9 protein-coding genes and 1 pseudogene are annotated in these 15927 nt (G+C 69.1%); 9 read left to right on the top strand and 1 reads right to left on the bottom strand.

Annotation, left to right across the window (positions count from 1 at the left end; genetic code table 11):
* The 9 genes from A5704_RS14340 to A5704_RS14300 form a co-directional block, all read left to right on the top strand.
* Positions 1–875 (top strand): arabinofuranosyltransferase (locus tag A5704_RS14340; protein WP_197508490.1); only part of this gene is annotated, 875 nt, incomplete at its 5' end.
* Positions 875–4153 carry an arabinosyltransferase domain-containing protein gene (locus A5704_RS14335; RefSeq protein WP_082954869.1) on the top strand — a complete coding sequence of 1093 codons (3279 nt, stop codon included), beginning with the start codon at positions 875–877 and terminating at the stop codon, positions 4151–4153. The genes A5704_RS14340 and A5704_RS14335, both read left to right, overlap by 1 nt.
* Before the next feature lie 14 nt (positions 4154–4167).
* The gene (locus A5704_RS14330; RefSeq protein WP_067760198.1) at positions 4168–4791 is read left to right on the top strand and encodes a maleylpyruvate isomerase family mycothiol-dependent enzyme; all 624 of its coding nucleotides are present in this window, start codon (positions 4168–4170) and stop codon (positions 4789–4791) included.
* Positions 4792–4858: 67 nt separating this feature from the next.
* Positions 4859–8185, top strand: coding sequence for an arabinosyltransferase domain-containing protein (locus tag A5704_RS14325; protein WP_067760201.1), 3327 nt, complete (start codon positions 4859–4861; stop codon positions 8183–8185).
* The gene (locus A5704_RS14320; RefSeq protein ID WP_067889547.1) at positions 8182–11409 is read left to right on the top strand and encodes an arabinosyltransferase domain-containing protein; all 3228 of its coding nucleotides are present in this window, start codon (positions 8182–8184) and stop codon (positions 11407–11409) included. Before A5704_RS14325 ends, A5704_RS14320 begins: the two co-directional genes overlap by 4 nt.
* A 157-nt stretch (positions 11410–11566) precedes the next feature.
* Complete coding sequence (locus tag A5704_RS14315; protein WP_067778992.1) at positions 11567–12070, top strand: hypothetical protein; 504 nt, start codon at positions 11567–11569, stop codon at positions 12068–12070.
* A gap of 108 nt (positions 12071–12178) precedes the next feature.
* On the top strand, positions 12179–12637 hold the full coding sequence (locus tag A5704_RS14310) for a hypothetical protein (RefSeq protein ID WP_156670249.1): 459 nt from the start codon (positions 12179–12181) through the stop codon (positions 12635–12637).
* A gap of 65 nt (positions 12638–12702) precedes the next feature.
* Positions 12703–13080, top strand: a complete 378-nt coding sequence (locus A5704_RS14305; protein ID WP_368664914.1) for an FHA domain-containing protein — start codon at positions 12703–12705, stop codon at positions 13078–13080.
* A gap of 10 nt (positions 13081–13090) precedes the next feature.
* On the top strand, positions 13091–14863 hold the full coding sequence (locus A5704_RS14300; protein ID WP_067778986.1) for an acyl-CoA dehydrogenase family protein: 1773 nt from the start codon (positions 13091–13093) through the stop codon (positions 14861–14863).
* 217 nt (positions 14864–15080) lie between these two features.
* On the opposite strand, the pseudogene A5704_RS14295 reads toward A5704_RS14300, so the two are convergent.
* A pseudogene (locus tag A5704_RS14295) lies at positions 15081–15927 on the bottom strand (hypothetical protein); the annotation flags it as partial.

Raw genomic sequence — 15927 nt, 5'->3', positions numbered from 1 at the left:
TGACCTTCCCGATGCTGCAGTTCTCCCTGCTGGGCACGATCTGCCTGCTCGGGGCGCTGTGGCTGGTGGTGCGCGCCCGGTCGTCGGTGCGGGCCAGCGCCCTGGGGATCGGCGTGCTGGCCATCTACCTGTGGTCGCTGCTGTCGATGCTGACCACGCTGGCGCGCACCACGCTGCTGTCGTTCCGGCTGCAGCCCACCCTGACCGTGCTGCTGGTCGCCGCCGGGGCGTTCGGCTTCGTCGAGGCGGTGCGCACGCTGTCCGCGCGGGGCCGCGCCGTGCTGCCCCTCGCCGGCGCCGTCGGCCTGGCCGCCGCGATCGCGTTCAGCCAGGACATCCCCGACGTGCTGCGCCCGGATCTCACCGTCGCCTACACCGACACGGACGGCAACGGCCAGCGCGGCGACCGGCGACCGCCCAGCTCGGAGAAGTTCTACCCCGACATCGACCGCGCCATCGTGACCGTGACCGGGCGCCCCCGCGACCAGACCGTCGTGATGACCGCCGACTACAGCTTCCTGTCGTTCTATCCCTATTGGGGATTCCAGGGACTGACGTCGCACTACGCCAACCCACTCGCGCAGTTCGACCTGCGGGCCGCCCAGATCAACAAATGGTCCAAACTCAAGTCCGCCGACGAGCTGCTGCACGCGCTGGACACCTGTCCCTGGCCGCCGCCCACGGTGTTCCTGATGCGCCGCGGTGCGAACGGCAACTACACCCTGCGGCTCGCCGAGGACGTCTACCCCAACCAGCCCAACGTCCGGCGCTACACCGTCGATCTGCGGGCCGCCCTTTTCGAGAGCCCGCAGTTCGTCGTTCAAAGCGCCGGCCCGTTCGTGCTGGCCATCCGCAAGCCGGTGCCGGGCCGCTGATGAGCACCGACACCTCGCCTCAAAAGGGGCCGCCGAGCATCGAAGAACTAGCATCTAGCACCGTGACCGAGACGGGAGCGAACCACCGGATCACTCGGTGGGTAGCTATCGTCGCCGGGCTGCTCGGGGCTTTGCTGGCCATCGCGACCCCGCTGCTGCCGGTCAACCAGACCACCGCCCAGCTGAACTGGCCGCAGAACGGCACGTTCGAAAGCGTCGACGCTCCCCTGATCGGTTACGTCGCGACCGATTTGAACATCACCGTGCCGTGTCAGGCCGCCGCCGGGCTGGCCGGTCCCCAGAACGCCGCCAAGACCGTGCTGTTGTCCACGGTGCCCAAGCAGGCCCCCAAGGCCGTCGACCGCGGGCTGCTCATCCAGCGCGCCAACGACTACCTCGTGGTCGTCGTGCGCAACGTCGCGGTGGTGACCGCCCCGCTGAGCCAGGTGCTCAGCCCGGCCTGCCAGCGGCTGACCTTCACCGCCCACGCGGAGAAGGTCACCGCCGAGTTCGTCGGCCTGACCCAGGGGCCCAACACCGAGCACCCCGGCGCACCGCTGCGCGGCGAGAAGAGCGGTTACGACTTCCGGCCCCAGATCGTCGGCGTCTTCACCGACCTGAGCGGGCCGACACCGCCCGGCCTGAGCTTCTCGGCGACCATCGACACCCGCTACAGCAGCAGCCCCACCGAGCTGAAGATGGCGGCGATGATCCTCGGGCTCGTGCTGACGGCCGCCGCCCTGGTCGCCCTGCACCTGCTCGACACCGCCGACGGCAGCCGCCACCGCCGCTTCCTGCCGTCGCGCTGGTGGTCGATCGGCGGGCTGGACGCTCTGGTCATCGCCGTGCTGGTGTGGTGGCAGTTCGTCGGCGCCAATACCTCCGACGACGGCTACATCCTGACCATGGCCCGGGTGTCCGAGCACGCCGGCTACATGGCCAACTATTACCGCTGGTTCGGCACGCCGGAGGCGCCCTTCGGCTGGTACTACGACCTGCTGGCGGTGTGGGCCCATGTCAGCACCGCCAGCATCTGGATGCGGTTGCCAACCTTGGCCATGGCGCTGACGTGCTGGTGGGTGATCAGCCGTGAAGTGATGCCGCGCCTGGGCCACGCCGTCAAACAGAACCGCGGCGCGGCGTGGACCGCGGCGGGCATGTTCCTGGCCGTGTGGCTCCCGCTGAACAACGGCCTGCGCCCCGAGCCGATCATCGCGCTGGGCATCCTGCTGACCTGGTGCTCGGTGGAGCGCGCGGTAGCCACCAGCCGGCTGCTGCCGGTGGCGGTCGCCTGCATCATCGGTGCGCTGACGCTGTTCTCCGGACCGACCGGCATCGCCTCGATCGGCGCCCTGCTGGTCGCCATCGGGCCGTTGCGGACGATCCTGCACCGCAGGTCGAAACGATTCGGCGCGCTGCCGCTGGTGGCACCCCTGTTCGCGGCGGTCACCGTCACCGCCATCCTGATCTTCCGAGACCAAACCCTGGCCGGCGAGATCCAGGCCAGCATGCTCAAGCGGGCCGTCGGCCCCAGCCTGAGCTGGTTCGACGAACACATCCGCTACGAGCGCCTGTTCATGGCCAGCCCGGACGGCTCGGTCGCCCGCCGCTTCGCGGTGCTGGCGCTGGTCCTGGCGCTCGCGATCACGGTCGCAATGTCGTTGCGCAAGGGCCGGATTCCGGGCACGGCCGCCGGGCCGAGCCGCCGCATCGTCGGAATCACGATCATCTCCTTTATCGCGATGATGTTCACGCCCACCAAGTGGACCCACCATTACGGGGTGTTCGCCGGGCTGGCCGGCCCGCTGGGCGCGCTGGCCGCCGTCGCCGTGACTTCCGTGGCGATGCGGTCGCGGCGCAACCGCACCATGTTCGCGGCCGCGGTGCTGTTCCTGATGGCCCTGTCGTTCGCCAGCGTCAACGGCTGGTGGTATGTCTCCAATTTCGGTGTGCCATGGTCGAATTCGTTCCCGGCGTGGCATTACGCCTTTGCCACCGCGCTACTCGGGCTGACGGTCGTGGTGCTGCTACTGGCCGCGTGGTTCCATTTCGTCGATCCAGACAACGGCGCGCCGACGACCCGCCTGGGCGCACGAGTCGCGGGAATCGTCCAGTCCCCGTTGGCAATTGCGACCTGGCTGCTGGTGGTGTTCGAGGTGGCGTCGCTGACACTGGCGATGGTCGACCAGTACCCCGCCTGGACGGTGGGCCGCTCCAACCTCGAGGCCCTCACCGGCAAGTCCTGCGGACTGGCCGAGGACGTGCTGGTGGAACAGGACCCCAACGCCGGCGCGCTGGCGCCGGTGAGCGCCACGGTGGCCGACGCGCTGGGCGCGGGCCTGTCGGAAGCCTTCACCCCCAACGGTATTCCAGCCGACGTCCGTGCCGACCCCGTGATGGAACGCCCGGGCGACCGCAGCTTCATCAACGACGACAGGCTGGTCACCGGCGCCGAAGCCGGCACCGAGGGCGGCACCACCCCGGCACCGGGGATCAACGGTTCGGTCGCCCAGCTGCCCTACAGCCTGGACCCCGCGCGCACACCGGTGCTCGGCAGCTGGCGGTCGGGCATCCAACTGCCCGCCCACCTGCGGTCGGGCTGGTACCGGCTGCCCACCCGCGACAGCGCCCGGCCGCTGCTGGTGGTGAGCGCGGCCGGCCGCTTCGATCCCCGCGAGGTGCAGGTCCAGTGGGCGACCGACGACCAAGCGGCCGGCGGACACCCCGGCGGGTCGTTGCAGTTATCCGACGTGGGCGCCTCCCCAGCCTGGCGGAACCTGCGGTTGCCGCTGTCGGCCATCCCCGCCAACGCCACCCAGATCCGATTGGTCGCCGACGACGAAGACCTGGCGCCGCAGCACTGGATCGCGCTCACCCCGCCGCGCATCCCGCAGCTGCGCACGCTGCAGGACGTCGTCGGCTCGAAGGACCCGGTGTTCCTGGATTGGCTCGTCGGCCTGGCGTTCCCCTGCCAGCGTCCGTTCGGCCACCAAAACGGCGTCGACGAAACGCCGAAATGGCGCATCCTGCCTGACCGTTTCGGCGCCGAAGCCAACTCGCCGGTGATGGACAACAACGGTGGCGGCCCGCTGGGCGTCACCGAGCTGCTGCTGAAGGCCACCACCATGGCGACCTATCTGAAGGACGACTGGTCGCGCGACTGGGGTTCCCTGCAACGGCTGACGCCCTACTACGCCGGGGCGCAGCCCGCCCGCCTGCAGCTGGGGACGGTCACCCGCAGCGGCCTGTGGAGCCCCGCGCCGCTGCGTAAGAGCTAGCGAGGGGGCCGGCAATGACGGCAAGCCTGATGAGCATGGCCCGCGACGAACGGGCCGACCTGGCCGAGTTCCTGGCCACCCTGACGCCCGAGCAGTGGGAGGCGCCCAGCCTCTGCACGCACTGGACGGTCAAAGACGTTGTCGCGCATACGATCAGCTATGAAGAGCTCGGCCCGTTAGGTCTGGCGGGGCGCTTCGCGAAGGGCTGGATCGTCCGCGCCAACCAGGTGGGCGTCGACGAGTTCGCCGGCCTGGGTCCGGAACAACTGCTCGACTTTCTGCGAGCCCATCTCCAGCCGCGCGGGCTGACAGCGGGTTTCGGCGGAATGATCGCGCTCGTCGACGGCACGATCCATCACCAGGACATCCGCCGCGCCCTCGACCGGCCTCGCATCGTCCCCGCCGATCGGCTCGAGCGCGTCCTGCAGCTGGTGCCGGGCAACCCGAGGCTCGGGGCCGGCCGCCGGATCCGGGGGCTGCGCCTGCGCGCCACCGACCTCGACTGGGCACACGGCCGCGGGCCGGAAGTCACCGGCCCCGGCGAGGCTTTGCTGATGGCGATGTCGGGCCGCCCGGCGGCGCTCGCCGACCTCGACGGCCCGGGCCTGAACACCCTGGCGGCCCGGCTCCCCCGCTGACGCCGCGCGGCCCCGCGCGGCCCCGCGTCCTCAGCGGACAAAGCGGCTTCGCTTACGATCGAGCCTCGTGCCCCACGACGGTAATCAGCGATCGCAGCGGATCCCGCGGTTCGTCGCCGCCGTCGCCGGCATCGTCGGACTGCTGTTGTGCGCGCTCGTCCCGCTTCTTCCAGTCAGGCAGACCACCGCGACGGTGCTGTGGCCGCAGGGCGTCGCGGACGGACACGTCACCCAGATCACCGCGCCGCTGGTGTCCGGGGCGCCGCGCGCGCTCGACATCTCCATCCCGTGCGCGGCGATCGCGACCCTGCCCGCCAGCGGCGGCCTGGTGGTCTCGACGCTGCCCGCCGGCGGCGTCGATGCCGGCAAGGACGGGCTGTTCGTGCGGGCCGACAAAGACCTGGTGGTCGTCGCGTTCCGCGACACCGTTGCCGCTGCCGCGCCGCGGGCGGCGGTCGCCGGCGGGGCCTGCAGCGTGCTGCACGCCTGGGCCGGCGCGGGCGCGGCGGGCGCCGACTTCGTGGGCATGCCCGGCGCCTCGGGCACCCTGTCCTCAGACAAAAAACCCCAAGTCGGCGGCATCTTCACGGACCTGAAGGTGCCGGCCCAGCCGGGACTATCGGCCCGCATCGACATCGACACCCGCTTCATCACCGCCCCAACCGCCCTCAAGCAACTCGCGATGGCCGTCGGTGCCCTGGCCGTGCTGACCGCCGTCATCGCGCTCGCCGCGCTCGACCGTCGCAGCCGCGGCGGCGGCACGCTGGTCAATTGGCAATCGCCGATCGCCTGGCTCTCCCGGTACCGGCCCCGGGCGCGATGGAGTTCCTGGCGCCGCGTCGGGCTCGCAACCTGGATCGCCGACGTCGGGGTGATCGCGACGCTCCTGGTCTGGCACGTCATCGGCGCCACCTCGTCCGACGACGGCTACAACCTGACCATCGCCCGCGTCTCCCCGAAGGCCGGCTACATCGTCGATTACTACCGCTACTTCGGTACGACGGACGCGCCGTTCGACTGGTATCTGGGGGTGCTGTCCAAGCTGGCGGCCGTGAGCACCGCCGGGGTGTGGATGCGGTTGCCCGCCACGCTGGCCGGGATCGCGTGCTGGCTGGTGATCAGCCACTGGATCCTGCGCAGGTTGGGCCCCGGCAGGGGCGGCCTGGCGGCGAACCGGGTGGCGGTGTTCACCGCGGGCGCGGTGTTCCTGGCCGCCTGGTTGCCGTTCAACAACGGGCTGCGGCCCGAGCCGCTGATCGCCCTGGGTGTGCTGGTCACCTGGATGCTGGTGGAGCGGGCGATCGCGCTGCAACGCTTGGCCCCGGCCGCGGTCGCGACCTTCGTCGCGATGCTCACCGTGACACTGGCGCCGCAGGGCCTGATCGCCGTCGCCGCGTTGCTGACCGGTTCGCGGGCCATCGCCCGGACGATCCGGCGACGCCGGGCGACCGACGGCCTGCTCGCGCCGCTGGCGGTGCTCGCGGCGTCGCTGTCGCTGATCACCGTTGTGGTGTTCCACGGTCAGACACTGGCCAACGTCGCCGAGTCGGCGCGGATCAAGTACAAGGTCGGGCCGACGATCGCGTGGTACCAGGACTGGCTTCGCTACTACTTCCTCACGGTGGAGTCGAACCCCGATGGGTCCATGGCGAGGCGTTTCGCGGTGCTGGTGCTGCTGCTGTGCCTGTTCGGGATGCTGGTCATCCTGCTGCGCCGGGGGCGAGTGCCCGGGCTGGCCAGCGGCCCGGCCTGGCGGCTGATCGGCACGACCGCCATCGGCCTCCTGCTCCTCACGTTCACCCCGACGAAGTGGGCGGTCCAGTTCGGCGCCTTCGCCGGACTTGCCGGGGCGCTGGGCGCGGTCACCGCGTTCGCGCTTTCGCGGATCGGCCTGCACAACCGCCGCAACCTGACGCTCTACGTCACGGCGCTGCTGTTCGTTGTCGCGGTGGCCACCTCCGGCGTCAACGGCTGGTTCTACGTCGGCAACTACGGGGTGCCGTGGTACGACATCCAGCCCGTGATCGCGAGCCACCCGGTGACGTCGATGTTCCTGACGCTGTCGATCCTCACCGGGCTGCTGGCCGCGTGGCAGCACTTCCGGATGGACTATGCCGGCCACACCGAAGTCAAAGACAACCGGCGCAACCGGGTGCTGGCGTCGACCCCGCTGCTGGTGGTCGCGAGCATCATGGTGGTCGGCGAAGTCGCCTCACTGACCAAAGGCGCGGTGTTCCGCTACCCGCTCTACACCACCGGCAAGGCCAACCTCGCCGCCATCGCTTCCGGCCTGTCCCCGACGAGCTGTGCCATGGCCGACGACGTGCTTGCCGAGCCCGACCCCAACGCGGGCATGCTGGCGCCGGCGCCCGGGCAGGTCTTCGGGCCCGACGGCCCGCTCGGCGGGGTCAACCCGGTCGGCTTCAAGCCCGACGGCGTCGGCGACGACCTGCGGTCGTACCCGGTGGTGACCAAGCCCGGCGTGGTGAATTCGGATGCGTCGCCCAACAAGCCCAACGCCGCCATGAGCGACTCGGCGGGCACGGCCGGCGGGAAGGGCCCCGTCGGCGTCAACGGCTCCCATGCGGCGCTCCCGTTCGGACTCGACCCGGCCCGCACCCCGGTGATGGGCAGCTACGGCGAGAACTCGCTGGCCGCCACGGCGACCTCGGCGTGGTACCAGCTACCGCCCCGCACCCCGGACCGGCCGATCGTCGTGGTGTCGGCGACCGGCGCGATCTGGTCGTACAAGGAGGACGGCACCTTCACCTACGGGCAGTCGCTGAAGTTGCAGTGGGGAGTCACCCGCCCCGACGGCACCACCCAGCCGTTGGCCGAGGTGCAGCCGATCGACATCGGCCCCGAGCCGGCGTGGCGCAACCTGCGCTTCCCCCTCACCTGGGCGCCGCCCGAGGCCAACGTGGCGCGCATCGTCGCCTACGACCCGAACCTGAGCTCGGATCAGTGGTTCGCGTTCACCCCGCCGCGGGTGCCGGTGCTGCAAACCCTGCAGCAGCTGATCGGGTCGCGCACGCCGGTGCTGATGGACATCGCGACCGCCGCGAACTTCCCATGCCAGCACCCGTTCTCCGAACACCTTGGCGTGGCCGAACTTCCGCAGTACCGCATCCTGCCCGATCACAAGCAGACGGCGTCGTCGTCGAATGGGTGGCAGGCCAGCGAGGCCGGCGGCCCGTTCCTGGTCACTCAGGCGATGCTGCGCACCTCGACGGTCTCCACCTATCTTCGCGGCGACTGGTATCGCGACTGGGGCTCCGTGGAGCAGTACTTCCGGCTGGTGCCGGCTGACCAGGCGCCCGACGCCGCAATCGAACAGGGTGTGATGACAGTGCACGGCTGGAGCCGACAGGGACCGATTCGGGCGCTTCCATGAGCATCACGACCGTGAACAACCGCGAAGACAAGACGACCGCCGGTCAAAACGTGCGCGCGACGCGCTGGGTCGCGACGATCGCCGGCTTGATCGGCTTCGTCCTGTCGGTCGCCACGCCGTTGCTGCCCGTCGTGCAGACCACCGCCACCCTCAACTGGCCCCAGGGCGGCCAGCTGAACAGCGTTACCGCGCCGTTGATTTCACTGACGCCGGTGGACGTGACCGCAACCGTGCCGTGCTCGGTGGTGAGCGCGTTGCCGCCGGACGGCGGGGTCGTCCTGAGCACGGCGCCCAAGAAGGGCAAGGACGCCGCGCTGAACGCGCTGTTCGTCGTCGTCAACGCCAAACGCGTCGACGTCACCGACCGCAATGTGGTGATCGCCAGCGCGTCTCGAGACCAGGTGGCCGGCCCGCAATGCCAGCGCATCGAGATCACCTCGACGAAAGCCGGCGCCTTCGCCACCTTCGTCGGGCTGAAGGATTCGGCCGGCAGGCCGATCGGGGGCGGTTTCCCCGACCCGAACCTGCGGCCGCAGATCGTCGGGGTGTTCACCGACCTCACCGGCCCGGCCCCGCCGGGCCTGAAACTGTCGGCCACCATCGACACCCGGTTCTCCACCACCCCAACGACTTTGAAGCTGACCGCGATGGTGCTGGCCATCGTGTCCACGATCGTCGCGCTGATCGCATTGTGGCGCCTGGACCAGCTGGACGGCCACCGGATGCGCCGGCTCATTCCGGCGAACTGGCGCACCTTCACGCTGGCCGACGTCACGGTCATCTTCGGGTTCCTGCTGTGGCACGTGATCGGGGCGAACTCGTCCGATGACGGCTACATCCTGGGCATGGCCCGGGTCGCCGACCACGCCGGTTACATGTCGAACTACTTCCGCTGGTTCGGCAGCCCGGAGGACCCGTTCGGGTGGTACTACAACCTGCTGGCGTTGATGACCCACGTCAGCGACGCCAGCCTGTGGATGCGCCTGCCGGACCTGATCGCGGGAATCGTCTGCTGGCTGCTGCTTTCGCGTGAGGTGCTGCCCCGTCTCGGGCCCGCGGTCGCCGGCAGCAAGGCGGCGAACTGGGCGGCGGGCCTGGTCCTGCTCACCGCGTGGATGCCGTTCGACAACGGCCTGCGCCCGGAGCCGATCATCGCCGTCGGTTCGCTGATCACCTACGTGCTCATCGAGCGCTCCATGCGTTACAGCCGGTTGACTCCCGCCGCGCTGGCGGTCATCACCGCGGCGTTCACCCTCGGCGTCCAGCCCACCGGATTGATCGCCGTGGCCGCACTGGTCGCCGGTGGCCGTCCGATCCTGCGTATCCTGGTCCGCCGGCATCGGCTGGTCGGCACCTTGCCGCTGGTGGCGCCGATGCTGGCCGCCGGAACGGTCATCCTGACCGTGGTGTTCGCCGATCAGACGCTGTCAACGGTGTTGGAAGCCACCAGGATTCGGACCGCGATCGGGCCCAGCCAGGCCTGGTACACCGAAAACCTGCGCTATTACTACCTGATTCTGCCCACCGTCGACGGTTCACTCTCGCGCCGCTTCGGCTTCCTGATCACCGCGCTGTGCCTGTTCACCGCCATGTTCATCATGTTGCGGCGCAAGCGAGTTCCGGGCGTGGCCCGCGGGCCGGCGTGGCGCCTGATGGGTGTCATCTTCGGCACCATGTTCTTCCTGATGTTCACCCCCACCAAGTGGGTGCACCACTTCGGGCTGTTCGCCGCGGTGGGCGCGGCGATGGCCGCGCTGACGACGGTGCTGGTGTCGCCGAAGGTGCTGCGCTGGTCGCGCAACCGGATGGCGTTCCTCGCGGCGGTGCTGTTCATTCTGGCGCTGTGCTTCGCCACCACCAACGGCTGGTGGTACGTCTCCAGCTACGGCGTGCCGTTCAACAGCAGCATGCCCAGGGTCGGCGGAATCTCGATCAGCACAATCTTTTTCGCGCTGTTCGTGATTGCCGCGGTGTATGCGGCCTGGTTGCATTTCGCCGACACCAGCCACGGCGAGGGCCGCCTGGCGCGAGCGCTGACCGCCGCGCCGATCCCGCTGGCGGCCGGCTTCATGGCGCTGGTGTTCGTGGCGTCGATGGTGGCCGGCATCGTGCGTCAATACCCCACCTACTCCAATGCCTGGGACAACCTGCGCGAGTTCAGCGGAGGCTGCGGCCTGGCCGACGACGTGCTCGTCGAACCGGACAGCAACGCCGGCTTCATGGCGCCCCTGCCCGGCGATTACGGTCCGCTGGGGGCGCTCGGGGGCGTGAACCCGACGGGATTCACTCCCAACGGTGTTCCGGACCGCACCCTGGCCGAGTCGGTCAAGGAGACGTCGGTGCCGCAGCCGGGCACCGACTACGACTGGGACGCGCCGCTGAAGCTGACGACGCCCGGCGTCAACGGATCGACGGTGCCGCTGCCGTACGGCCTCAACGCCGAGCAGGTCCCCCTGGCCGGGAGCTACACGACCGGGGCGCAACGGCAGAGCCGGCTCACCTCCGCGTGGTATCAGCTGCCGAAGGCGGATGACGGGCACCCGCTGGTAGTCGTCACCGCGGCGGGCACGATCGCCGGCAACAGCATCTTGCATCACCACACCAGCGGCCAGACGGTCGAGCTGGAGTTCGGCCGTCCCGGTCCCGGCGGCTCCGTGCAGCCGGGCGGCAGGCTGGTGCCCTACGACCTCTACGGCGAGCAACCCAAGGTGTGGCGCAACCTGCGCTTCGCGCGCTCGCAGATCCCGGCGGACGCCGTCGCCGTGCGGCTCGTCGCCGAAGACCTGTCGCTGACGCCGGACGACTGGATCGCGGTCACCCCGCCGCGGGTGCCGGAACTGCGCTCGTTGCAGGAGTATGTCGGCTCGACGCAGCCGGTGCTGATGGACTGGGCGGTCGGGTTGGCCTTCCCGTGCCAGCAGCCGATGTTGCATGTCAACGGTGTCACCGAGATCCCGAGGTTCCGCATCACCCCGGACTACAACGCCAAGAAGCAGGACACCGACACCTGGCAGGACGGCGTCAACGGCGGCCTGCTGGGCATCACCGATCTGCTGCTGCGGGCCCACGTGATGTCGACCTACCTGTCGCACGACTGGGGCCGGGACTGGGGATCGCTGCGCAAGTTCGACACCGTCGCCGATGCCCATCCCGCGCAGCTCGATCTGGGCACCGCGACCCGTAGCGGCTGGTGGTCTCCCGGGCCGATCCGCATTAAACCGTAGGGCGTAATAAACGCCTTTTCTCCCGCAATTCGTCAGCCGCCCAATAACCGCACAAATTAACGAATGAGTAATTGCCGGAAATAGGTTTGATTTTGCCGGGCCCTGGTTAATACCTAACCGCTGTGATTCAGTTCACACGGGAGAAACAGGTGGGCCCATGTACACGCTTAGACGTATCCGAACATGTGCGGCGCTGATCGCGGTGGCGATCACCTGGGCGATGACGTTCGGCGTCAAGGCCCACGCCGAAGGCGGCACCACGGTGGTGCTGGACAACTATTTGCGGCGCTGCGATTTCAGCCGCGTCGGCGTGGCCCCGAAGGTGCCGAGCCCGATGCTCGGCACCGGCTCGGCGGTGATCCGTACCAGCGGGTCAAGAGCGCTCGCGGAGGTGCACCTGTACGACGAGCCCGAGCCCGGCACCCACTTCGACGTCGGGCTGATCCAGATGCCCCGGCCCTCGTCGAGCACCTGCGGTCCGGGTGATCCCGGCACCGCTTTCGCGGGCATGGATATCGATGCGGCGGGCACCGGAACAACGACCGTCCAAGACACCATTCGTCCCGGCACGACTGGAGTTTGGGTGATTATCGAACGGACCAACGCTAACTCGCAGAATCCGGCGGAGTTCTACACATCGGAGTTCGTCGCCCCGGTATAACCACGCCGTTGGGAGCGGGCAGTGCCTTAAGTCCCTATCACGACGCCGCGGTCGAGTGCTCCGATAAAGGGGTCGCCGCGTGACCGGCGTCGGATGAAAGGTACGGCAATGGACGCTTCCCAACAGTCGACACGCTTCTTCTGCCGCGTGCTCGGCCCCTTCCTCGTCGTCGTCGATGTGACGGCGGTGGCGCGCGCCTCGGACATGCAGTCGCTGCTGTCGCAGTTCGAGGCGAATTCGATGTGGACCTTCGTGACCGGAGCCTTCATCCTGCTGATCGGCCTGACCATCGTTGCGGCCCACCAAAGCTGGCGCGGCGCCGCGGCGGTCACCGTTTCCCTGGTCGGCTGGCTGATCGTGTTGCGCGGATTGCTGCTGGTGGCATTTCCCAGGTTCTTCGCCGCGCTGGCCAACGACATGATCGGCGCGCAGGGCTGGTGGATCACGGCGTGCGTCGTCTTCGCCCTGGTCGGGCTGTACCTGACCTACGTCGGTTGGGTGCCGGCGCCGCAGCGCCCGACATCGCAGGCGACGGCGGCCAACCCGGACCTGCCGCGAGCCGCGTGAGCGACACGGGGTCGACGCCGCACCGGCCAACTCGGCGCGAAGACCCGGAGGACCGCACCGGCGCCATCGGCAGCGCCATGCCCGCCGAGCTCGACGCGCCGGCAACTGCCGCCGATGCCGCGATCGAGGACACCGCCGGGTTGCGCCCAGGCTCGGCGCTGCTCGTCGTGAAGCGTGGCCCCAACGCCGGTTCGCGTTTTTCCCTGAGCGCAGACGTGGTCTCCGCCGGCCGCCATCCCGAGAGCGACATCTATCTCGACGACATCACCGTCAGCCGTCGGCACGCCGAATTCCGAAGCGACGGCGGGCAATTCCGCGTCGTCGACGTGGGCAGCATGAACCAGACCTACGTCAACCGGAAGCCGGTCGACTCGGCGGTGCTGGCCAACGGCGACGAAATCCAAATCGGCAGGGTCCGTCTGGTTTTCCTCACCAGCGCGTAGCGTCTCACCCATGAGCGACTACGCCGCGGAGGCGGTGGACAGGCTGCCCTTCTCCACCGAGGAGAAGGCGCAGCGTTACCGGACCGAGGACTATCGCGGGGCGCTCGGTCTCAACTGGTACCTCACCGACCCCACCCTGCAGTTCATCATGGCGTACTACCTGCAGCCGGACGAGCTGGCGGTGGTGGAGCCGCACCTGGCGCGCATGGGCGAGCTGATGGGCGGCGCGGTCGCGAAATGGGCGGAGGAGACCGACCACAACCCGCCGCGGCTGGAACGCTACGACCGGTGGGGACACGACGTCAGCCAGGTCGTCATGCCGGCGTCCTTCACCCAGTCCAAGCGCGCGGTCCTGGACGCCCAGCAGGCGCTGCGCAACGACGCCCGCGCCGCCAAGGTGAGCTCAGGCCTGGGCCTGTTCGCGTCGAACTACCTGCTGAATCAGGCCGACATCGGGATGGGCTGCGCGTTGGGCACCGGCGGTGGCATGGTCTCCTCGCTGGTGGCCGCCTACGCGCCTGCCGACGTGCGCGAGCACGTGCTGGCCAAGTTCGCCTCGGGCGAGTGGGCCGGGGAGACGGCGCAGCTGCTGACCGAACGCACCGGCGGCTCGGACCTGGGCGCGCTGGAGACCACGGCGACCCGGGCCGGGGATTCCTGGATCCTCAACGGGTTCAAGTGGTTTGCCTCCAACTGCGCCGGCGAGGCCTTCGTCGTGCTGGCCAAGCCGGAGGGCGCACCCGACTCGACGCGGGGCGTCGCCAACTTCCTGGTGCTGCGCACCCGCCGCGACGGGTCGCGCAACGGGGTGCGGGTGCGCCGCCTGAAGGACAAGCTCGGCACCCGCTCGGTGGCCTCCGGCGAGGTGGAATTCGTTGACGCGGAAGCGTTTCTGCTGTCGGGAGAGCCCAGCGGCGAAGCCGGGCCATCGGACGGGAAGGGCCTGGGCCGCATGATGGAGTTGACCAACGCCGCGCGCCTGGGCATCGCCCTGTTCGGCCTGGGTAACGCGCGCCGCGCCCTGGTCGAGTCGTTGTGCTATGCCCGGCAGCGGCACGCGTTCGGCGGCGCGCTGATCGACAAGCCGCTGATGCGGCGCAAGCTCGCGGAGCTGATCGTCGACGTGGAAGCCGCGCAGGCAATGGTTTTCGACGGCACCGGCGCCACCAATCATCGCCAGCCGCGGGCCATGCGGCAACGCATCGCGGTGCCGGTGACCAAACTGAAAGTGTGCCGGCTCGGCATCACCGCGGCGTCCGACGCGATCGAAATCCACGGCGGCAACGGCTACATCGAGACCTGGCCGGTGGCCCGGCTGCTGCGCGACGCGCAGGTGAACACCATCTGGGAGGGGCCGGACAACATCCTGTGCCTGGATGTGCGGCGCGGCATCGAGCAGACCCGCGCGCACGAGCGGTTTTTGGCGCGGCTGCGCGACGCGGTGTCGGTGTCGGATGACGACGACACCACACGGCTGGTCGCCGGGCGCATCGAGGATCTCGACGCCGCCATCACGGCGTGGTCCAAGCTGGACCGCGACATGGCCGAGGCGCGGCTGTTCCCGCTGGCCCAATTCATGGGCGACGTCTATGCCGCGGCGTTGCTCACCGAGCAGGCCGCCTGGGAGCGCGAGGCCCGCGGCGGGGAGCGAAAGGCGTTGGTAGCCCGGCTGTATGCGCACCGGTACCTCGCGGATCGGGGGGCGCTGCGCGGCATCGACGCCGAATCCGACGAGGCGCTGGAGCGGTTCGACGACCTGGTCGATGGCGCGTTCACGGGCTAACGATCATCACCCGCCGGTCGCGTCGTGCGACAAACACCACTCGATCCACGGATTTGATATCGCTCGCGATATCACGGTCGGCATATGAGGGTCGAGACGCTGCCGAAGCGACCAATGATACTGCCCCGCAGCCGGTCTGGACCGCGATCAGCCCACACGTTCGCTCGGTGCGGAACCATGACTGATTTCGTGATCGTGGTGAAACACCAGGATCCCGTCAGACCATCGCGCTGCCATCCCAGAACAGTGGCAGACCGCTCCAGGTGCGGGTGTCGATGAAGTGCAACATCGTTCGCGACGCCTCCGTGAGTTCATGGTCGTCGCCGAGCAGCCGCGCGCAATCGTCGATCAGCCGCCGGGTCCGCTCGCCGGCCGCCTCGAATTCGTGCCCCTCCCAGAACCGCCAGGCCAGGAAATAACGCCACAGCAACGTCTCGTAGGCGTCATTGCCCGCGGCGCGGGCGCTGCGGGACAACGCTTTCTTGGCCGCCACAACATTTTCCATCAACGCGGCGCGCTCGGCGCGCTGGTCGTCGGCGTCCTCGGTCACCTTCTCGACCGCGTCTTCGTCGAGGTCTCCGGTGTCCAGCCAGTCGCGTCCCGGAGGCTGGTCGATGTCGCGTTCTTCGGATTCCACGTCGACGAACAAATGGAAGGCCAGGTCGCGCACCTCGTTGAGGTCCTGCTCCCACTCGGCGTACGCCGCCGAACGCTGTTCGCGCGCACCGACGCTCAGCGGGTGCGCCTCGCCGAGGCCGCGGGTCAGGTCCTCGGCCAGCAGGTCCCACTCGGAGATGCAGTCCACTTCGGTACCGGAGGTTTTCGGCGTCAAGAGCGCACGAACGTAACGCGCCCGCAAAGTAATTTCGTCGTCGTGGCCGAGCGCGTTTTCGGCGGTCGTTATCAGTTCGTTGAGGCTCTTCAGAACGAAGCTGGTGGGGCCTGTGGCTTCCCCGAGCCAACCCAGCCGCGCCAGTTGGGCGGCCAAAGTCTCGGGATGATGCGCCCCCAGTAGTTGGCGGCGGTACGTCACCACGGGCACCGCATCTGAGCTGGCGCCGAAA

It is taken from the genome of Mycobacterium sp. E735 (genome assembly GCF_001666955.1).
Lineage (GTDB): Bacteria > Actinomycetota > Actinomycetes > Mycobacteriales > Mycobacteriaceae > Mycobacterium.
This window is presented reverse-complemented; position numbering and strand designations above follow the sequence as displayed.

Excerpts from the sequence above, each read along its gene's own strand:
- A5704_RS14310 (WP_156670249.1), top strand. The coding sequence starts at position 12,179 with ATGGACGCTTCCCAACAGTCGACACGCTTCTTCTGCCGCGTGCTCGGC.
- A5704_RS14300 (WP_067778986.1), top strand. The coding sequence starts at position 13,091 with ATGAGCGACTACGCCGCGGAGGCGGTGGACAGGCTGCCCTTCTCCACC.
- A5704_RS14320 (WP_067889547.1), top strand. The coding sequence starts at position 8,182 with ATGAGCATCACGACCGTGAACAACCGCGAAGACAAGACGACCGCCGGT.
- A5704_RS14330 (WP_067760198.1), top strand. The coding sequence starts at position 4,168 with ATGACGGCAAGCCTGATGAGCATGGCCCGCGACGAACGGGCCGACCTG.
- A5704_RS14335 (WP_082954869.1), top strand. The coding sequence starts at position 875 with ATGAGCACCGACACCTCGCCTCAAAAGGGGCCGCCGAGCATCGAAGAA.
- A5704_RS14315 (WP_067778992.1), top strand. The coding sequence starts at position 11,567 with ATGTACACGCTTAGACGTATCCGAACATGTGCGGCGCTGATCGCGGTG.